This is a genomic window from Cellulomonas fimi, assembly GCF_028583725.1.
Lineage (GTDB): Bacteria > Actinomycetota > Actinomycetes > Actinomycetales > Cellulomonadaceae > Cellulomonas > Cellulomonas fimi_B.
The window spans coordinates 3,447,131-3,464,959 of the sequence record NZ_CP110680.1 but is presented as its reverse complement, the minus strand read 5'-3'; the positions used below and the strand labels follow the sequence as shown (position 1 = coordinate 3,464,959).

20 protein-coding genes are annotated in these 17,829 nt (G+C 73.5%); 10 read left to right on the top strand and 10 right to left on the bottom strand.

Annotated features, from left to right (window positions below):
* Positions 1–3 precede the first annotated feature (3 nt).
* Positions 4–1,278: an ABC transporter ATP-binding protein gene (locus tag OOT42_RS15585; RefSeq protein ID WP_273652080.1), complete on the top strand. Its 1,275-nt coding sequence runs from the start codon at positions 4–6 to the stop codon at positions 1,276–1,278.
* Positions 1,279–1,308: 30 nt separating this feature from the next.
* Here the strand turns inward: OOT42_RS15585 and OOT42_RS15580 are convergent, their stop codons facing one another.
* From OOT42_RS15580 to xseA, 3 genes are all read right to left on the bottom strand, one after another.
* A complete protein-coding gene (locus OOT42_RS15580) occupies positions 1,309–2,232 on the bottom strand; it encodes a carbohydrate kinase family protein (protein WP_273652079.1) in 924 nt (307 codons plus the stop codon).
* Positions 2,229–2,534, bottom strand: coding sequence for an exodeoxyribonuclease VII small subunit (locus tag OOT42_RS15575; protein WP_273652078.1), 306 nt, complete (start codon positions 2,532–2,534; stop codon positions 2,229–2,231). The genes OOT42_RS15580 and OOT42_RS15575 overlap by 4 nt, the downstream gene beginning before the upstream one ends.
* Before the next feature lie 67 nt (positions 2,535–2,601).
* Positions 2,602–3,855 (bottom strand): exodeoxyribonuclease VII large subunit, encoded by a 1,254-nt coding sequence (xseA, locus tag OOT42_RS15570; protein WP_273652077.1) that lies wholly within the window; start codon positions 3,853–3,855, stop codon positions 2,602–2,604.
* 135 nt (positions 3,856–3,990) lie between these two features.
* On the opposite strand from xseA, the gene OOT42_RS15565 reads away from it, so the two are divergent.
* Positions 3,991–5,034, top strand: a complete 1,044-nt coding sequence (locus tag OOT42_RS15565; protein ID WP_273652076.1) for a 4-hydroxy-3-methylbut-2-enyl diphosphate reductase — start codon at positions 3,991–3,993, stop codon at positions 5,032–5,034.
* 73 nt (positions 5,035–5,107) lie between these two features.
* Positions 5,108–6,838 carry a BCCT family transporter gene (locus OOT42_RS15560; protein ID WP_273652075.1) on the top strand — a complete coding sequence of 577 codons (1,731 nt, stop codon included), beginning with the start codon at positions 5,108–5,110 and terminating at the stop codon, positions 6,836–6,838.
* Positions 6,839–6,887: 49 nt separating this feature from the next.
* Here the strand turns inward: OOT42_RS15560 and OOT42_RS15555 are convergent, their stop codons facing one another.
* Positions 6,888–8,309: a DNA recombination protein RmuC gene (locus OOT42_RS15555; RefSeq protein WP_273652074.1), complete on the bottom strand. Its 1,422-nt coding sequence runs from the start codon at positions 8,307–8,309 to the stop codon at positions 6,888–6,890.
* Positions 8,310–8,408: 99 nt separating this feature from the next.
* On the opposite strand from OOT42_RS15555, the gene OOT42_RS15550 reads away from it, so the two are divergent.
* The 5 genes from OOT42_RS15550 (at position 8,409) to OOT42_RS15530 (ending at position 12,692) form a co-directional block, all read left to right on the top strand.
* Positions 8,409–9,272, top strand: coding sequence for an ABC transporter ATP-binding protein (locus OOT42_RS15550; RefSeq protein ID WP_273652073.1), 864 nt, complete (start codon positions 8,409–8,411; stop codon positions 9,270–9,272).
* Positions 9,248–10,801 carry a hypothetical protein gene (locus OOT42_RS15545; RefSeq protein ID WP_273652072.1) on the top strand — a complete coding sequence of 518 codons (1,554 nt, stop codon included), beginning with the start codon at positions 9,248–9,250 and terminating at the stop codon, positions 10,799–10,801. Before OOT42_RS15550 ends, OOT42_RS15545 begins: the two co-directional genes overlap by 25 nt.
* Before the next feature lie 144 nt (positions 10,802–10,945).
* Positions 10,946–11,290 (top strand): DUF4177 domain-containing protein, encoded by a 345-nt coding sequence (locus tag OOT42_RS15540; RefSeq protein WP_423775910.1) that lies wholly within the window; start codon positions 10,946–10,948, stop codon positions 11,288–11,290.
* 27 nt (positions 11,291–11,317) lie between these two features.
* On the top strand, positions 11,318–12,394 hold the full coding sequence (gene ychF / locus OOT42_RS15535) for a redox-regulated ATPase YchF (protein ID WP_273652070.1): 1,077 nt from the start codon (positions 11,318–11,320) through the stop codon (positions 12,392–12,394).
* A 151-nt stretch (positions 12,395–12,545) separates the two neighbouring features.
* The gene (locus OOT42_RS15530) at positions 12,546–12,692 is read left to right on the top strand and encodes a hypothetical protein (protein ID WP_273652069.1); all 147 of its coding nucleotides are present in this window, start codon (positions 12,546–12,548) and stop codon (positions 12,690–12,692) included.
* 60 nt (positions 12,693–12,752) lie between these two features.
* On the opposite strand, the gene OOT42_RS15525 is transcribed toward OOT42_RS15530, so the two are convergent.
* A complete protein-coding gene (locus OOT42_RS15525) occupies positions 12,753–13,256 on the bottom strand; it encodes a DUF4304 domain-containing protein (RefSeq protein ID WP_273652068.1) in 504 nt (167 codons plus the stop codon).
* A 216-nt stretch (positions 13,257–13,472) separates the two neighbouring features.
* On the opposite strand from OOT42_RS15525, the gene OOT42_RS15520 reads away from it, so the two are divergent.
* Complete coding sequence (locus OOT42_RS15520; protein ID WP_273652067.1) at positions 13,473–13,673, top strand: hypothetical protein; 201 nt, start codon at positions 13,473–13,475, stop codon at positions 13,671–13,673.
* Between the two features lie 11 nt (positions 13,674–13,684).
* Here OOT42_RS15520 and OOT42_RS15515 read toward each other — a convergent pair whose 3' ends face one another.
* Positions 13,685–14,629, bottom strand: coding sequence for an SDR family oxidoreductase (locus OOT42_RS15515; protein ID WP_273652066.1), 945 nt, complete (start codon positions 14,627–14,629; stop codon positions 13,685–13,687).
* 151 nt (positions 14,630–14,780) lie between these two features.
* Here OOT42_RS15515 and OOT42_RS15510 point away from each other — a divergent pair, with 151 nt between their 5' ends.
* The gene (locus OOT42_RS15510; RefSeq protein ID WP_273654864.1) at positions 14,781–15,602 is read left to right on the top strand and encodes a helix-turn-helix transcriptional regulator; all 822 of its coding nucleotides are present in this window, start codon (positions 14,781–14,783) and stop codon (positions 15,600–15,602) included.
* Between the two features lie 44 nt (positions 15,603–15,646).
* On the opposite strand, the gene OOT42_RS15505 is transcribed toward OOT42_RS15510, so the two are convergent.
* From OOT42_RS15505 to OOT42_RS15490, 4 genes are all read right to left on the bottom strand, one after another.
* Positions 15,647–16,147, bottom strand: coding sequence for a hypothetical protein (locus OOT42_RS15505; protein ID WP_273652065.1), 501 nt, complete (start codon positions 16,145–16,147; stop codon positions 15,647–15,649).
* Between the two features lie 61 nt (positions 16,148–16,208).
* A complete protein-coding gene (locus tag OOT42_RS15500) occupies positions 16,209–16,610 on the bottom strand; it encodes a hypothetical protein (RefSeq protein ID WP_273652064.1) in 402 nt (133 codons plus the stop codon).
* A 71-nt stretch (positions 16,611–16,681) separates the two neighbouring features.
* Positions 16,682–17,062 (bottom strand): iron chaperone, encoded by a 381-nt coding sequence (locus OOT42_RS15495; RefSeq protein ID WP_273654863.1) that lies wholly within the window; start codon positions 17,060–17,062, stop codon positions 16,682–16,684.
* Between the two features lie 157 nt (positions 17,063–17,219).
* Positions 17,220–17,681 (bottom strand): nitroreductase family deazaflavin-dependent oxidoreductase, encoded by a 462-nt coding sequence (locus tag OOT42_RS15490; RefSeq protein WP_273652063.1) that lies wholly within the window; start codon positions 17,679–17,681, stop codon positions 17,220–17,222.
* Between the last annotated feature and the right edge of the window lie 148 nt (positions 17,682–17,829).

Here is a 17,829-nt window from a genome sequence, read left to right as displayed (position 1 = left end):
TCCATGGCTGCGATCACCCTCACCGACATCCAGAAGCGCTACCCCGACGGCTTCCACGCCGTGAAGGGCGTGAGCCTCGACATCGCGGACGGCGAGTTCGTCATCCTCGTCGGCCCGTCCGGCTGCGGGAAGTCGACGCTGCTGCGGATGATCGTCGGGCTCGAGGACATCACCGACGGCGAGCTGAAGATCGGTGGCGAGCGCGTCAACGAGCAGGCCCCGCGCGACCGCCAGCTCGCGATGGTGTTCCAGAACTACGCGCTGTACCCGCACCTCACGGTGGCCGAGAACATCGCGTTCCCGCTGCGGCTCACCAAGGGCCAGTTCACCGAGGCGCAGATCCGCGAGAAGGTCCGGTTCGCCGCCGAGACGCTCGAGCTGCAGGACCACCTCGAGCGCAAGCCCGCGAACCTGTCCGGCGGGCAGCGTCAGCGCGTCGCGATGGGTCGCGCGATCGTCCGCGACGCGCGCGCGTTCCTGTTCGACGAGCCGCTGTCCAACCTCGACGCCAAGCTCCGCGGGCAGATGCGCACCGAGATCGCCCGCATGCAGCGCCGCATGGGCACGACCACCGTCTACGTGACGCACGACCAGACCGAGGCCATGACGCTCGGCGACCGCGTCGCCGTCCTGCGCAAGGGCGAGCTCCAGCAGGTCGCGTCGCCGCGCGCGCTCTACGAGCACCCCGTCAACCTGTTCGTCGCCGGGTTCATCGGCTCGCCGCCCATGAACTTCGTGCCCGGCGAGCTCTCCGGCGACACCCTGAGCCTGCCGTTCGCCGACGTGCCGCTCACCGACGACCTGCGCGCCCGGATCGGCGACCGCCAGCTCGTCATCGTCGGCATCCGGCCCGAGCACTTCGAGGACGGCACCGTCGCGCAGCGGCAGGGCCGCACCGGCGGGGTCACGTTCGAGGCCGACGTCGACGTCACCGAGTGGCTCGGCTCCGACCTGTTCGCCTACATCCCCTTCGAGACGCACGAGTCGGTGCGCGGGAAGCTCGAGGAGCTCGACCGGGACCTCGACGGCGAAGGCCTGCGCACCCAGCTCGTGGTGGCGCTCGCGTCCGACTCCCGCGTCCGCGACGGCGACCGGGCCGCGCTGTGGTTCGACGCGTCGAAGATCCTCGTGTTCGACCCCGAGACGGGCGAGAACCTCACGTTCGACGAGCGCGAGGCGAAGGCGATCGACGAGCAGAACGAGCAGGACCGCAAGGCCTCGCTCGAACGTGCGCACGCGCGCGAGCAGCGCGACCGGGAGCGGACGAGGACCGCCTGACCGTCGCGACCCGAGGTCGCCGGGACGGCGTCAGGCGTCGAGCTCGGCCGACGTCGGCGGGTTCGCGCCCGGGCGCGACACGGTGATCGCGGCGATGCGCGCACACCGTTCGAGCACGCGCTCGACCGTCGCGGCGTCCACGTCGTGCAGCGCCTGCCGGCGCCCGGCACCGAGCAGGCCCGCGGACCACAGCCCGTCGATCAGCCCGCCCATGAACGAGTCGCCCGCCCCGACCGTGTCCGCGACCTGCACCTTCGGCGCCGCCACGGTGATCCGCGCGCCCGCCGACGTGCTCGCGAACGCGCCCTCGCCGCCGTGCGTCACGACCACCAGGGCGGGACCCGAGCGGCTCCACTGCTCGGCGATCTCCGCGGGCGCGACGCCCGGGTGCAGCCACGCGAGGTCCTCGTCGCTCACCTTCACGACGTCCGCGAGCGCGACGAGCGCGTCGACGTACGGCTGCGCGTGCGCGGGGGAGCCCATGAGCGCGGGGCGCAGGTTCGGGTCGTAGGTGACCGTCGACGTCGCCTGGCGCCGCGACACCTCCTGCGCGACGCGCGCACCGCCGGGCTGGAGGACGGCCGCGATCGAGCCGGTGTGCACGACGACGGGGTCGCCCGCGGGCTCGTCCCACGACGTCGGCAGGTCCCACTCGAGGTCGAACTCGTACGTCGCCACGCCGTCGGCGTCGAGGTGCGCCGTCGCGACCGGGGTGCGCGTCGCGGACCGGTCGCCGTCCAGCACCCGTACGTGCGACGCCTCCAGGTGACGCCGGACGGCGTCCCCCTCCGCGTCGTGGCCCAGCCACGTGAGCAGGTCGACCTCGCGTCCCAGCCGCCCGAGGCCCAGCGCGACGTTCGCCGGGCTGCCGCCCGGGTGCTCGGCGCGCGAGCCGTCGGGGCGGCGCACCGCGTCGATGAGTGCCTCGCCGATCACCAGGGCCCGCTCGCTCACCGGTCGTCCTCCTCGTCGGTCGCCGTCGTGGTCGGCCCGGTCGTCGCCGCCGGGGCCTCGTCCGCCGCGCGCACCGCGGCCAGGCGCTCGCGCGCGCCGTCGAGCCACTGCTGGCACCGGGCGGCGAGGGCCTCGCCGCGCTCCCAGAGCCGCAGCGACTCCTCGAGCGACGCGCCCCCGGCCTCGAGCCGGGCGACCACCGCGACGAGCTCGTCGCGGGCCTGCTCGTACGTCATCGCCGCCACGTCGGCGTCCTGCTCGGGAGGGGTGTCGGAGGTGCTGCGGGAAGGCGTCGTCGGCACGACGCACAGTCAACCACCCGGTGCCCACCCGCCCGCGCGCGCCGCCACCCGGCGGACGTCCGGTGCGTCAGCCGCCCACGACCTCGGCCGCGATCTCGCCTTGCGCGACGCGGATGCGCAGCGCGTCGCCGGCGTCCACGTCGACGGGGTCCCGCACGACGCGGCCGTCGGCCCGCTGCACGACGGCGTACCCGCGCTCGAGCGTCGCCGCCGGGGAGAGCGCACGGACCTGCGCGGCCAGGCCCGCGACCTCGGCGCGCCCGTGCACGAGCTCGGTGTGCAGCGCCCGCCGGGCCGCGTCCCGCAGCACGTGCACGCGGGTCTCGTGCCCGTCGACGAGCGCCGTCGGGTTCGCCAGCACGGGTCGGCTGCGCCAGTGGTCGAGCCCCGCCTGCTCGCGGGTCAGCCGGTGCACGAGCGCGCCCCGCGACCGGTGCCGCAGCTGCAGCACGCGGGCCCGCTCCTCGGACACGTCGGGCACGACGCGCTTGGCGGCGTCCGTCGGCGTCGACGCGCGGAAGTCCGCGACGAGGTCCAGCAGCGGCGCGTCCATGTGGTGCCCGATCGCCGAGACCAGCGGCGTCCGGCACGCGGCGGCCGCCCGCACGAGCGTCTCGTTGCTGAACGGCAGCAGGTCCTCGAACGACCCGCCACCGCGCGCGACCACGACGACCTCGACCCGCGGGTCGGCGTCGAGCTCCGCGATCGCGGCCGACACCTCGGGCACCGCGCGCGGACCCTGCACCGTCACGCGCCGGATCTCGAACCGCACGCCGGGCCAGCGGGCGCGGGCGTTCGAGACGACGTCGTGCTCCGCGTCGCCCTGCTGCGCGCACACGAGCCCGACGACCGCGGGCAGGAACGGCAGCGGCCGCTTGCGACCCGGGTCGAACAGCCCTTCCGCGGCCAGCACCCCCTTGAGGTGCTCGATGCGCGCGAGCAGCTCGCCCAGGCCGACGAGGCGCACGTCGTCGGCCTGGAACGTCAGGTCGCCCTTCTTGGCGTGGAACCGCGGGCTCGCGTGGACGACGACGTGCGCACCGTCCGTCGCCGCGTCGCCCAGCCGCCGGATCGCCCCCGCGGGAGCCGTGACCGACAGCGACATGTCGAGGTCCGTGTCGCGCAGCGTGAGGAAGTACATCGTGTTCCACCGCTTGAGGTTGAGCACCTGCCCCTCGACCCACACGGGCGGCATGCGCGCGATGTAGTCCGCGATCTTCGGCGCCAGGTGCCGGACCGGCCACGGTCGCTCGGGCGTCGTCTCGGCTGCGCGCAGGGGCAGCGGCAGCCGCGCGGCGGGCTCCTGCGGTTCGGTGCTCACCCGCACAGCCTGCCCCAGAGCGCGGACACCCTGGTTCCGGTCGATGCGTGCGAGGGCCGTGGACGTCGCGTGGAGGTGCGCGAACGCACACCCGCGCGAGGGCGTCCGTGCGCGGCGCGAACGTAGACTCGCTGCGTGACCTCTGCGACCGACCAGGCCCCCGGCGTGCCCGCGACCAAGCGCGTGCTGCTCGCCGCCCCGCGCGGGTACTGCGCCGGCGTCGACCGGGCCGTCGTCGCCGTCGAGAAGGCCCTCGAGCACTACGGCGCCCCGGTGTACGTCCGCAAGGAGATCGTGCACAACAAGTACGTCGTCGAGACGCTCGCGGCGCGCGGCGCGATCTTCGTCGACGAGACCGACGAGGTGCCCGAGGGTGCGCGCGTCGTGTTCTCCGCGCACGGCGTCTCCCCGGCCGTGCACGCCGCCGCCGCGGCCCGCTCGCTGCAGACGATCGACGCGACGTGCCCGCTCGTGACGAAGGTGCACAAGGAAGCCGTCCGGTTCGCCGCCGAGGACTACGACATCCTGCTCATCGGCCACGAGGGCCACGAGGAGGTCGAGGGCACGCAGGGCGAGGCGCCCGAGCACATCCAGGTCGTCAACTCGCCGGAGGCCGTCGACGACGTCGTCGTGCGCGACCCCGAGCGCCTCGTGTGGATCTCCCAGACGACGCTCTCGGTCGACGAGACGATGGAGACGGTCCGCCGCCTGCGCGAGAAGTTCCCGCACCTGCAGGACCCGCCGAGCGACGACATCTGCTACGCGACGCAGAACCGCCAGGTCGCCGTCAAGAAGCTCGCGCCGCACTGCGACGTGGTCATCACCGTCGGCTCGGCGAACTCGTCGAACTCGGTCCGTCTCGTCGAGGTCGCCCTCGACGCCGGCGCGCGCACGTCCTACCGCGTCGACAAGGCGTCCGAGATCGACCCCGCGTGGCTCGACGGTGCGACGACGGTCGGCGTCACGTCCGGTGCGTCGGTGCCGGAGATCCTGGTCCGCGACGTCCTGGAGCTGCTCGCGCAGCACGGGTTCGGCACGGTCGAGGAGGTCCGCACCGCGACCGAGGACCTCATGTTCTCGCTGCCGCGTGAGCTGCGGGCCGACCTCAAGGCGTCGGGTGCGACCCCCGAGCGGCCGCGTCGCGAGGGCCGCCGCTCCCTGGACGTCCAGCCGGCCTGACCGCAGCCCGCCCGGCCGCGGGTGGCGAGGGGTCCGCCGCGAGGCCCGGGCGGGCGTGTGCGAGGGTGGAACGATGCCCTCCGCCAGCTCCCCGCCGCGCACGTCCACGTCGTACGGACGGGGCCTCGCGGGCATCCAACGCCGCGTCTTCTGGCCCGCTCTCGGGATCGTCCTCGGCGTCGCGGCGCTCGCGATCGCGTTCCCGGGCACCGCGGAGGACGTCGTCGGCGCCCTGCAGGAGAACGTCATCGGCGTCTTCGGCTGGTACTACGTCCTGCTCGTCGCGGGGTTCGTCGCGTTCGCGCTGTGGCTCGGCCTCGGACGTTGGGGCGACCTCACGCTCGGCACCGACGACGACGTGCCCGAGTTCGGCCTGCGGACGTGGTTCGCGATGCTCTTCGCCGCGGGCATGGGCATCGGCCTCGTCTTCTACGGCGTCGCCGAGCCGCTGAGCCACTTCGCGAACCCGAAGCCGGGCGTGACCGGGACCCAGGCGCAGCTCGCGCAGTCCGCGCTCGCGCAGACGTACCTGCACTGGGGCGTGCACGCGTGGGCGATCTACGTGGTCGTCGGCCTGGCCGTCGCGTGGGCCGTGCACCGGCGCGGACGACCCGTCTCGATCCGGTGGGCGCTCGAGCCGCTCCTCGGCGACCGGGTCCGCGGTACGCTGGGCGACGCGATCGACGTCGCGGCCGTCGTCGGCACGATGTTCGGCGTCGCGACGTCGCTCGGGCTCGGCGTCCTCCAGATCTCCGCCGGGTTGCGGCACGTCGGTGTCGCGTCGTCCGGGCGGACCACTCAGGTCGTGCTCATCGTGGTCATCACCGCGATCGCGACCTGGTCGGTGCTCAGCGGCCTGGACCGCGGCCTCAAGTGGCTGTCGAACATCAACGTCGCGCTCGCGGGCGTGCTCCTCGTCGCCGTCCTGCTGCTCGGTCCGACGTTGTTCCTGCTCCGCGACTTCGTGCAGTCGATCGGCGTCTACCTGTCGTCCGTCGTCTCGCTGACGTTCAACGTGAGCGCGTACGCGGGGCCCGAGGGCGAGGCGTGGCAGGCCATGTGGACGACGTTCTACTGGGGCTGGTGGATGTCGTGGGCGCCGTTCGTCGGCGTGTTCATCGCCCGCATCTCCCGCGGCCGGACGGTGCGCGAGTTCGTGGCCGGGGTGCTGCTCGTGCCGACCCTGGTGACGTTCCTCTGGTTCTCGGTGCTCGGCGGGACGGCCATCCACCGCGAGATCTTCGGCACGGGCGGGCTCGTGGGCGCGGACGGCACGGTCGTCGCCGAGAACGCGCTGTTCGACGTGCTCGCCGGCCTGCCGTGGGGGTCCGTGCTGTCGGTGCTCGCGATCGTGCTGATCGGCCTGTTCTTCATCACGTCGGCGGACTCGGGGTCGCTCGTCGTCGCGATGCTGTCGTCCGGCGGCAACCCCGAGCCGAGCCGGCCCGTGCGCGTGATCTGGGCGACGCTCGGCGGTCTGCTCGCGATCGCGCTGCTGCTCGCCGGGGGACTCGTCGCGCTGCAGACGGCCGCGATCCTCATCGCGCTGCCGTTCTCGCTCGTGATGATCGGGATGGTGGTGTCGCTGGCGCGCGCGCTCGGCCGTGAGCACCACGCACTGCTCCGGGCGCAGCGCCTCGAGGCCCGGGCGCGGCTGACGCAGCACGTCACCGAGCACGTCACCGGCGAGGTCACCTCGCTGCTCGCGCGCCGGTCCCGCGCCGAGACCTCGCCCCGCCCCTCGCGGCTCCTGCGCCCACGCCCGCACGGGAAGGACGTGGGCCCCGACGAGCGCGACGACTGAGCGGCTGCGCGACGGCATCGGGTGCACGACCCGAACGGCTGCGCGATCGTCAGGCGGACGTCACCCCGTCGCCCGTGGCGCGGCGCTCCTCGGAGCGCGGGAGCTCGGCGTCGAGCGCCCGCGCGTCGCGCCGCTCGGCGCCGTCTCCGAGCACGCGGTCGTCGAGTGCCACGATCTGCTCCTCGGCGGACGCGACGAGCTCGGGTGCGCTCACGACGGAGAGCTGCGGGTTGACCGGGGTGGGGGTGGGCAGGTCGCCGTCGACGACGTGCAGGTCCGCGAACCGGCGCGCGCTCACGAGCACGCGCGTCTCGAGCGAGCCGACGGCCTGGTTGTAGGCGCCCGCCGCCGAGTCGATCGCGCGGCCGAGCCGCGTCAGGTGGGCGCCCATCGTCGCGAGCCGGCCGTGCAGCTCCTTGCCGAGCGACAGGACGGCCTGCGCGTTGCTGGCCAGCGCGTCCTGCCGCCACGCGTAGGCGACGGTCCGCAGCAGCGTCAGCAGCGTGACGGGCGTCGCGAGGACGACGTTTCGCTCGAACGCGTACTCGACGAGCGTCGGGTCCTGGTCGGCCGCGGCGTGCAGGAACGACTCGGCGGGCACGAACATCACGACGAACTCGGGCGCGGGTGCGAACTGGTCCCAGTACCGCTTCGACGCGAGGTCGTCGACGTGCTTGCGGACGTGCCGGGCGTGCGCCGCGAGCCGCTCGGCCCGCACCGACGGGTCGTCGGTCTGCGTCGCCTCGAGGAAGCCGAGGAACGCGACCTTCGCGTCGACGACGACATGCTTGCCGCCCGCGAGCCGCACGACCATGTCGGGGCGCAGCAGCCCGTCGTCCGTGCGCACCTGCTCCTGCTCGACGAAGTCGACGTGCGCGAGCATCCCGGCGGCCTCGACGACCCGGCGCAGCTGCACCTCGCCCCAGCGGCCGCGGACCTGCGACGAGCGCAGCGCGGTGACGAGCTGGGCGGTCTCGCCGCGGAGCTGCTCGGACGCGACGCGCATCGCGCGGACCTGCTCGCCGAGCGCCGCGTGGCCCTCGACGCGCGCCTTCTCGGCCTCGGCGAGCTCGGCGCGGACCTGGTCGAGCGTGCGGGTCAGCGGCTCGACGAGCGCACGCACGGCCTGCTCCCGCTGGGCGAGCTCGCCGACCTGCGTCTGGTGGTCCGCGGCGAACCGCTGGTGCGCGAGCGCGAGGAACTGGTCGGAGCTCGTCGCGAGCGCGTCGGCGGCGAGCGCGCGGAACTGGTCGGCGACGCGCTCCGAGTCGGCCTGCGCGGCGGCGATCCGGTCGGCGGTGGCGGCGCGCTCGGCGTCCAGGACCGCGCGGACCCGGGCGGCCTCGACCTCGGCGGCGTGCAGACGCGCCGCGGCGCGACGGCCCGCGGCGGACGCCGCGAGCACCCACGCGACGGTCGCCCCGGCGGCGAGGCCGATCAGCAGGCCGAGGAGCAGCGCGGTCGTGTCCATGCGGGCACCCTCTCAGCCGCCACCGACACCGGCCGCCGCGCGTGCCGGCGTGGCGCGGACCGGCTCCGCACGGGCCGATCGGCTGCCTATGCTGGGCCGATGCCGCCCGAGGACGTCGCCCCGACCCCGTCCGCCGCGTCGGTCCCGGCCACCGGCCCTGTGCCGGCGCCCGCGCCCGACGCCGCCCGACCCGCACCGCCGACCTTCCCCGCGCTCGCCCTGCGCGGGCTGTGGCGGCGGTTCGGCGAGAAGGTCGCCGTCGCCGGCGTCGACCTCGACGTCCCCGCGGGCTCGTTCTACGGCCTGGTCGGTCCGAACGGCGCGGGGAAGACGACCACGCTGTCCATGGCGACCGGTCTGCTGCACCCCGACGCGGGCACCGTCCTGGTGCACGGGCAGGACCTGTGGGCCTCGCCGCTGCAGGTCAAGGCCATGCTCGGCGTCCTCCCCGACGGCGTGAAGCTCTTCGACCGGCTCACGGGCGAGCAGCTCATCACCTACGCGGGCCTGCTGCACGGGCTCGACCGCGACACGACCGCCGAGCGCACGCGCGACCTGCTCGCGGCGATGGACCTGACGAAGGACGCGGGCACGCTCGTCGTCGACTACTCGGCGGGCATGACGAAGAAGGTCGCGCTCGCGTGCGCGCTCGTGCACGTGCCGCGTCTCCTCGTGCTCGACGAGCCGTTCGAGGCCGTCGACCCGGTGTCCGCGGCGAACATCCGCGACATCCTCGCCTCCTACGTGCGCTCGGGCGGCACCGTCATCGTGTCGTCGCACGTCATGGACCTCGTCCAGCGCATGTGCGACCACGTCGCGATCATCGCGAACGGCCACGTCCTGGCGGCGGGCACCGTCGACGACGTGCGCGGCGACGCGAGCCTGGAGGACCGGTTCGTCGACCTCGTCGGCGGGCGCGTCAGCGGGGAGGGGCTCGCGTGGTTGCGCACCTCGTCCGACTGAAGCTGACGCTGCTGCGCAACGGGCTCAAGCGCAGCCCGTGGCAGGTCGTCGGGCTCGTGATCGGCCTGCTCTACGGTCTGTTCGTCACGGTGATCGCCGTCGCGGGCGTCGTGGCCGTGTCGGTCGCGTCGCCCGACCTGCTGCCGACGGTCGTGGTGATCGCGGGCTCCGCGGTCATGCTCGGCTGGTGGGTCGTCCCGCTCGTCGCGTTCGGCGTGGACTCGACGGTCGACCCGGCGCGGTTCACGACGTTCGCGATCCCGCACCGCCAGCTCGTCACGGGTCTCGCGATCGGCGGCCTGATCGGCGTGCCCGGCGCCATGACGACGCTCGCGTCGCTCGGGACCGTCGCCGCGTGGTGGCGCGATCCCGCCGCGCTCGTCGCCGCGGTCCCGGCGGCGGCGCTGTTCCTCGTCACGGCGGTCGTCGGCAGCCGCGCGACGACGACCCTCGTCGCCCCGCTGGTCGCGCGTCGGCGGGTGCGCGAGGTCCTGGCGATCGTCGCGCTCCTACCGATCTTCCTCATCGGCCCGATCCTGTCGAGCCTGGACGGCGCGTTCGAGGGCGCGAGGTTCGACGGGCTCGTCAACGTGCTCGCGTGGTCGCCGCTCGGTGCGACGTGGGGCGTGCCGGCCGCGGTCGTCGACGGGCAGTGGCTGGTGGCGCTCGCCCGGCTCGCGGTCGCCGTCGTGACGCTGCTCGTGCTGGCCGTCGCGTGGGACCGCAGCCTCGCGCACAGCCTGGTCAACCCGATCCAGGAGCGTGCCGGCGGCAAGGGGCGCGACCTCGGGTGGTTCACCCGGCTGCCCGCGACGCCCGTCGGGGCGGTCATGGCCCGCTGTCTCACCTACTGGGTGCGCGACCCCCGCTACGCCGCGTCGCTCATCTTCATCCCCATCGTGCCGATCTTCCTGTGGTTCGCGTCGCCCGGCGGCGAGCTGCTCCTGATACTCGGTCCGGTCGCCGCGTACTTCATGGGTTGGGGGATCTCCGCCGACGTCGCCTACGACGGCTCCGCGTTCTGGACGCACGTCGCCGCGCCGCTGCGCGGGTCCGTCGACCGCCTCGGGCGGGTGCTGTCCGCCGCGGTGCTGGGCGTGCCGCTGGTGCTCGTCTGCGTCGTCGTGCCCGCGCTCCTCGTGGGCCGCGCCGACGCCCTGCCCGCGCTGCTCGGGGTCTCCTTCGGCGTCCTGCTCACCGCGTGGGGGGCGTCGAGCATCGCGTCGGCGCTCGTCGTCTACCCGGTGCAGAAGGCAGGGGAGAACCCGTTCCAGACCAAGTCCAACGGCGGCACGACGGCCGTGGTGTCGCAGTTCGCCGGCTCGCTCGCCGTCGCCGCCGCGTCCCTGCCCGAGGGCGTGCTCGCGCTGATCGCCGTGCGGCAGGGGATCGCGTGGCTCGGCGTCGTGACGCTCGTCGTCGGGCTGGTGCTCGGTGCGGTCGCGCTGGTCGTGGGCATCCGCGTCGGCGGGCGGATCCTGGAGCGCCGCCAGACGGAGCTCCTCAAGCAGCTCGTCGCCTTCGCCTGACGCCGGCGCCGAGGCGTCCGCCGTCGCCGGGCCGCCCGTCGTCGCCGGTGCGCCCGAAGCCGTCATGTCCGTCCCGCGTCCGCCGATAGGCGGGGCGTGACGGTCGAGACGCGAGCAGGGTGGTACCCGGACGGTTCCGGTGCGATGCGATGGTGGGACGGGTCGACGTGGACCGACCAGGTGCAGGCGCCCGCCCCGCAGCGAGGCGGCCTCGGTGGCGTCGTCGACCGGATCGAGGCGGAGGCGGCGGCCGGCGGTCGTGCGCGACTGGCTCCGAGGGGCATGAACTACGTCGTCCTGCAGGTCATCCTCAAGGAGAAGCTGTGGGGGACGGGCTCGGGCAACCTGACGGAGCTCGAGAAGGCCATCAACGCCCAGGCCTCGCTCGGGTACCGGCTGCACACGATCACGACCGCGGCGTCCGGCAGCAAGGGCCTCGGCGGCGGGGACCGCATCCAGGCCACCATGGTCTTCGAGCGCATCGAGTAGAGCGCGCCCCCCGTAGACTTGCCGCCCGTGGCACTCACCATCGGCATCGTCGGCCTGCCCAACGTCGGCAAGTCCACCCTCTTCAACGCGCTGACCCGGGCGCAGGTCCTCGCGGCGAACTACCCGTTCGCGACGATCGAGCCGAACGTCGGCGTCGTGCCGCTGCCCGACCCGCGGCTGCAGGTGCTCGCCGACCTGTTCGGCTCCGAGCGCATCCTGCCCGCCACGGTGTCGTTCGTGGACATCGCCGGCATCGTCAAGGGCGCGAGCGAGGGCGAGGGCCTCGGCAACAAGTTCCTCGCCAACATCCGCGAGGCCGACGCGATCTGCCAGGTGACGCGCGCGTTCGCCGACCCGGACGTCGTGCACGTCTCCGGTGCGGTGAACCCGAAGGACGACATCGAGATCATCAGCACCGAGCTGATCCTCGCCGACCTCCAGACCCTCGAGAAGGCCATCCCGCGCCTGGAGAAGGAGGTCAAGGGCAAGAAGGCCGACCCCGCGCTCCTGGCGGCGGCCGTCGCCGCGAACGAGGTCCTCGAGAAGGGCCAGACGCTCTTCGCCGCCGGCCTGGCCGACGTCGAGCACGTCGCGCAGCTCCAGCTCATGACGGCCAAGCCCTTCATCTACGTGTTCAACACCGACGACGCGGGCCTCGCCGACACCGCCATGCAGGACGAGCTGCGCGCGCTCGTCGCGCCTGCCGACGCGATCTTCCTCGACGCGAAGTTCGAGTCCGAGCTCGTCGAGCTCGAGCCCGACGAGGCCGCCGAGATGCTCGCCGAGAACGGCCAGGACGAGGCGGGCCTCGACCAGCTCGCGCGCGTCGGCTTCCACACCCTCGGCCTGCAGACCTACCTCACGGCCGGTCCGAAGGAGGCCCGCGCCTGGACGATCCGGCAGGGCTGGACCGCGCCGCAGGCCGCCGGGGTCATCCACACGGACTTCCAGAAGGGCTTCATCAAGGCCGAGGTCATCTCGTTCGACGACCTGGTCGCCGCCGGCTCCGTCGCCGCCGCCCGCGCCGCCGGCAAGGCGCGCGTCGAGGGCAAGGACTACGTCATGGCCGACGGAGACGTCGTGGAGTTCCGCTTCAACGTCTGACCGCCAGAGGAAGGGCTGGATCGACTCCGACGGGCGGGCGCTCTCGGACGACGACGCAGGTCAGGAGCCGCTTCATGACTGACCGTGAGCAGCGTCGAGCGCATGTCGGCGGTCCGTCCCAGGTGAGCACGGGTGGCGACGGGGCGTATCCGTGCCCGTGCGAGTCGACGAGGTCGTCGACGCGGGATGGCATGCACTGACCGACGTCGACCGGGTCGAGAAGCCGTCCGGGCTGCTCAGCCGCGCGAGGGCGTGGCCGTCCGACCTGACCGCGCTCTACTGGTGGCGTGCCCGTTGACCGGCGAGCGCTGAGCGGCGGCGTCGTGGTGGGGCCCCGCTTCACGTGCGTCGCGGTCGGTCACGGACGTCCCAGGGCCGCCGTCTGCGCGTCGAGCCACGGGAGGGCGAGACAGAAGATGTCGCTCATCACCTCGTCGAGAACCGGTTCCACCGGGGCACCGGTGGTCAGTTCCCACCAGTGATCCGTGCCGGCGGGCCGCAAGAAGCCGATCCTCGTCTGCGCCGCGGGCGGGCCGATGTGCGAGGTCGCACTCGGCTCCTTGCCCATCCACGGGTCGCGAGCGACGATGCTCGCCCACGCGTCGCGCCGGATCACCAAGAGGTTGATGGTGAACGCGAGGGCGTCGGCTTCGTTCCAGCTCGACTTCTGGAACGTGAGCTGTGCCCAGTGGGTCGCGGACGGCATCGCGAACCTGCCGGACGACCCGCGCGCACCCACGGCCCGGAGCGCTGGTCCGATCTCGTCACGAAGGATGCGCTGGTAGACGTCCTTGGCCGGATCGTCCGTCCGGTCGAGCGCGGAACGCCCCCGCCTCCACGCGTCGTAGTCGGCTCGACTCATGCGCACACGGTAGCGAGCGTGGACACCGCTCCTGCAGGGTCGGCAGGGCGGACCGACACCCGTCCGGCCGATGTGTGCTGAGGGGACCCGCTGCTACGTTCCGCCGGATGTCTGCCCCGTACGGCCATGCGCCCGCTCCCCACGTCCCGTCGCCGGGACCCCCCTGGTTCTCCGCGCACGAGCACCCTCGCGATCGTCGCGTTCATCGCAGCCTTCATGATCCCCGTCGCGGGGATCGTGTTCGGCGTCATGGCGCGTCGACAGCTCAGCGCCCCGGGGAGCACGGAGGGCGGTGCCGGGCTCGCCCGGTGGGCGGTCATCCTCGGGATCGCCGGCACCGTGTTCCAGACCCTGTTCTTCGTCGTGTGGCTCTGGTTCTTCATCAGTGCGATGAGCGGGCGTCCGCCCGGCGTATGACCGGCGCGCCGCTACGCCACGGGGAACGTCTCGCGGACCAGCTCCTGCGACGTCTCCCAGACGCGGCGGGCCTCGTCCTCGCTGCGCAGGGACGGGTAGAGCGTCTGCTCGCCGGGTGCGCCACCGACGTTGCCCGGACCCTGCGGGCCGTAGAGCCGGCCGGGCTGCGCACCGGGCGACGTCGCGGCGTACAGGGCGGGGAGTGCGGCCGTCTCGGGGGTGCCGACGAGGATGCCGCGCGCGGACAGCCACCGGATCACGCGGACGGCACGCGTGTCGTCGCCGCGTCCGAGCTCCGAGCGGGCGGACAGCAGGCTGGTGGGCGCGACGCCGGGGTGCGACAGGTTGCTCGTGATGCCCCAGCCGGCTGCGGTGCTGCGGCGCTGCAGCTCGAGCGCGAACAGCCCGAACGCGATCTTCGACTGCCGGTACGCGGCCATGCCGTCGTACGACCGCTCCCAGTTGAGGTCGTCCCAGTGGATCCCCCCGCGCCGTGCGGCGATGCTGACCTGCGACGTCACCCGCGCACGTCCCTCGCGCAGCAGCGGGAGCAGGTGCGAGACGAGCGCGACGTGCCCGAGATGGTTGACGCCGAGCTGGAGCTCGAACCCGTCACGCGTGGTCTGCCGGTCGGGCGGCGTCATGACGCCGGCGTTGTTGACGAGCAGGTGGACCGGGTCGCCCTCGCTGCGCATCGCGTCGCCGAACGCGGCGACGGACTCGAGGCTGTCGAGGTCCATCGGGTGCAGCGACACCGAGGCGCCCGGTGCCGTCGAGCGGATCGTGGCCACGGCCGCCTCGCCCTTGCGGAGGTTGCGGACCGGCAGCACGAGGTGCGCGCCGGCCGCGGCGAGGCGGGTCGCGATGCGCAGGCCGATGCCGTCGCTGCCGCCGGTGAGGACGGCGCGGGTGCCGGTGAGGTCGGGGACGGTGACGTCGTGAGGTGCGCGTGACATGAGCGGGGCTCCTTGGTCGGTCGGAGGACACGACCCTCACCCGCACCGCGACCGCTATCCAGGACTCGGCAGTCAGTGGATCCGCAGATCACCGCCGGGTAGAACGGTCGGGACGACCCGAGGAGGACGCGTGGCGATCGACCGGCCCGGCATGGCGCAGTTCCTGCGGCACCGCCGCGAGGCCCTGCAGCCCGAGGACGTGGGGATGCCGCGCGGGCGACGCCGCCGGACGGACGGGCTGCGCCGCGAGGAGGTCGCGACGCTGTGCCACATGTCGACGGACTACTACGCGCGGCTCGAACGGGGGACCGGTCCGCAGCCGTCGGAGCAGATGGTGGCCTCGATCGCGCAGGGTCTGCACCTGACGACGGCCGAGCGCGACCACCTGCTGCTGCTCGCGGGCCACCGCCCGCCGCCCAGTGGGACACCGAGCGACCACGTCGGGCCCGGCATGCTGCGCATCCTCGACCGCCTCGACGACACCCCCGCCGAGATCGTCACCGAGCTCGGCGAGACGCTGCGCCAGACGCCGCTCGGTGTCGCGCTCACCGGTGACCTCACGCGCTACACGGGTCCGGCCCGGAGCATCGGCTACCGCTGGTTCACGGAGCCGGCGAGCCGCCTGCTCTACGCACCCGAGGACCACGACCACCTGTCGCGGCTGTGGGTGTCCGGTCTGCGCGAGGTCGCGGCGAGGCGTGGCCGGTCGTCGCGTGCCGCCGCGCTCGCGGACGACCTGCTGGCGCGCAGCGACGAGTTCCGCACCCTCTGGGACCGGCAGGAGGTTGGCGTCCGGCCGCCCGAGGTCAAGCACGTCGTGCACCCCGAGCTCGGGACGCTCGAGCTCACGTGCCAGACGCTCGTCGACCCCGGCCAGTCGCACTCGCTGCTCGTCTACACGGCCGTCCCGGGCTCGGAGACGTACGAGAAGCTCCGGCTCCTCTCCGTCATCGGCGCGAGGGTGCTGCGCTGACCGGACGAGCCGCGGGCGTCGCTCCACACGCGACGGCCCTTGCGTCACGTCCACGCGCTTCGCAGGCGCTCGGCGGCCGCCAGCATGTGCGCCAGCAACCCGCGGTCGTCGTCGGTGACCGCGTCCGAGCGCTCGCCGTCGAGGTGCTCCACGGCTGAGCGCGCGAACGTCGCCGATCCGTCGTGCCGCTCGTGCGCCTGGTCGGCGAGCAGCCGGATCGAAGGGAGCGCATCGCGGCCCAGCGCGAGCGTGGCGACGGTCACGAGCGGGTGAGCGGTCAGGGATCCGGCTGAGGTCGCCATCGCGCGCAGCACCGCCGCCTCGGTCGCGCTCGGCGGCACGGCGAGGGAGAACCACGCGCCCACCACGACCGCCCGCCACTGCGCGCTATCCAGCAGTCGGACGACGTCGTGCGCGTCCACCTGTCGTCCGGTCGACACGACCCGTCGTCTCGTCGGCTCGTCGAGCCGGAGGGCGTTCGTGCCGAGCAGCGCGAGGTAGTGCGGCCGCACGAGATCGGCGTCGGCTCCGTCGGCTGTCACCATGCGTCCGCCGTGGGCCGCGCCGAGGGACTGCGCACGGTCTTCTTGCAGGTCGAGCGGGAACTCACGTGCTGAGCAGGTCGGTCGGGTCCGCCAGCGGGACGAGTCCGTCGGCGGCGCCCCGGAGGTCGGGATCGCGCGCGACCAGGGCGTCGGCCTGGAGCTGCGCGACGGCGACGTACTCGCCCGTGCGCACGCCGCCCCAGCCGTGCTGCAGCGCGAGGTCCCACGCGCGCCGCCGGGAGACGCGGTCGCCGAGGAGCCGGATCTTCGTCTCCGTCATGCGGGTGTGGGCGTCGAGGGCGTCGGTGCGGTCGCGCTCGCCCGCGCGGACGGCCGTGAGCAGGAGGTCGAGGCCGTCGACGAGGACCGACTTGGGTGCGACGAGCTGGACCTCCGGTGCGAGAGGGCGGTCCTGGTCGACGAGCCACAGCAGGGTCGGGGCGTCGATCGCGTAGCGCGGCATGAGGAGATGGTGGCGCGGGAGCCGTCGGTCGACCAGGGGGAAGCGTGCGGTCGGCTGCACGCTGCGACCGATCAGCCGGCGGCCTTCGCCACGAGCGCGCGGATCTGCTTCTCGACGGCCGGCGTGACTGCGGTGACGGCGAAGGCGGTCGCCCACATGGCGCCGTCGTCGAGCGTGGCGTCCTCGTTGAAGCCGAGCGTCGCGTAGCGGGTCTTGAACTTCGACGAGGCCTGGAAGAACAGCACGACCTTGCCGTTGCGCGCGTACGCGGGCTGCCCGTACCAGGTCTTGGGTGCCAGGTCGGGGGCGACCTCCGTGACGATCGCGTGGATCGTCTCCGCGATCTCGCGGTCGGCGTCGGGCATCTCGGCGATCTTCTCGAGCACGTCCGCGAGCCCGGCGTCGGTGCCCTTGCGCTTCGCGGTCCGGACCTCCTTGGCGCGCTCCTTCATCGCGGCGCGCTCCTCGGCGGTGAAGTTCTGGTCCTGCTCGTCGGTCGTGGCGGCGTTCACGTCGTCCTCCGGTTCGTGTGGTGCGTCGTTCGGTGAGGTCGATGCTAGGAAGCACGTCCCGGCGACGGCTTCTCGGATCCTGACCGGTGCGGGCCGGTCAGCCGACGGGCGTGAGGACGAAGACGCGCAGGTCGCGGCCGGAGCGGACCGCGTACTCGTCGTAGCCGGGCCAGACGGCGCGGAGGGCGTCGAGGAGCCGTGCGCGCTCGTCGTCGGACGCCAGGTGCGCGACGACGTCGAACGCCCGCGGACCGACCGCGACACGTGCGCGCGGGTCGGCGAGGAGGTTGAGCGACCACGCGGGGTGGTGCTGCTGCCCCCAGTTGGAGCCGATGACGACGTAACGGTCGTCGTCCTGCGCGTACAGCAGCACGGCGTCGCGGGGCTCGCCGCTGCGCCGACCCGTCGTCGTGAGGATCAGCTGGGGGAGCGTGGGCCGGCCGAGCACGCTCCAGCGGCCGTCCGTCGCGGACTGGAGGCGGCGGTCGAGCCCGGAGACGGCGCGTCCGAGCCGGGCGAAGGCGCGCGTGCGACCGAGGCGACGCAGGAGGGAGCTCACGGGTGAATCTTGGATCATGTCCGGCAGAGGTCAGACCTGGGGACCTGAGACGACGGCCCGTAGCACACTTCCGCGGGCAGCGGGAACGAATTGCCCGTTCAGGGGCCTGCGATCACCGGATCGGACATGTTTCCTCGATGTTTCCCCA

What these genes read in the sequence shown, in the direction of transcription:
- OOT42_RS15585 (WP_273652080.1), top strand. Translation starts at nt 4, where the DNA reads ATGGCTGCGATCACCCTCACCGACATCCAGAAGCGCTACCCCGACGGC.
- OOT42_RS15515 (WP_273652066.1), bottom strand. Translation starts at nt 14,629, where the DNA reads ATGTCACGCGCACCTCACGACGTCACCGTCCCCGACCTCACCGGCACC.
- OOT42_RS15560 (WP_273652075.1), top strand. Translation starts at nt 5,108, where the DNA reads ATGCCCTCCGCCAGCTCCCCGCCGCGCACGTCCACGTCGTACGGACGG.
- OOT42_RS15550 (WP_273652073.1), top strand. Translation starts at nt 8,409, where the DNA reads ATGCCGCCCGAGGACGTCGCCCCGACCCCGTCCGCCGCGTCGGTCCCG.
- OOT42_RS15540 (WP_423775910.1), top strand. Translation starts at nt 10,946, where the DNA reads ATGCGATGGTGGGACGGGTCGACGTGGACCGACCAGGTGCAGGCGCCC.
- OOT42_RS15495 (WP_273654863.1), bottom strand. Translation starts at nt 17,062, where the DNA reads ATGAAGGAGCGCGCCAAGGAGGTCCGGACCGCGAAGCGCAAGGGCACC.
- OOT42_RS15525 (WP_273652068.1), bottom strand. Translation starts at nt 13,256, where the DNA reads ATGAGTCGAGCCGACTACGACGCGTGGAGGCGGGGGCGTTCCGCGCTC.
- OOT42_RS15555 (WP_273652074.1), bottom strand. Translation starts at nt 8,309, where the DNA reads ATGGACACGACCGCGCTGCTCCTCGGCCTGCTGATCGGCCTCGCCGCC.
- OOT42_RS15510 (WP_273654864.1), top strand. Translation starts at nt 14,781, where the DNA reads ATGGCGCAGTTCCTGCGGCACCGCCGCGAGGCCCTGCAGCCCGAGGAC.
- OOT42_RS15520 (WP_273652067.1), top strand. Translation starts at nt 13,473, where the DNA reads ATGATCCCCGTCGCGGGGATCGTGTTCGGCGTCATGGCGCGTCGACAG.
- OOT42_RS15500 (WP_273652064.1), bottom strand. Translation starts at nt 16,610, where the DNA reads ATGCCGCGCTACGCGATCGACGCCCCGACCCTGCTGTGGCTCGTCGAC.
- OOT42_RS15505 (WP_273652065.1), bottom strand. Translation starts at nt 16,147, where the DNA reads ATGGTGACAGCCGACGGAGCCGACGCCGATCTCGTGCGGCCGCACTAC.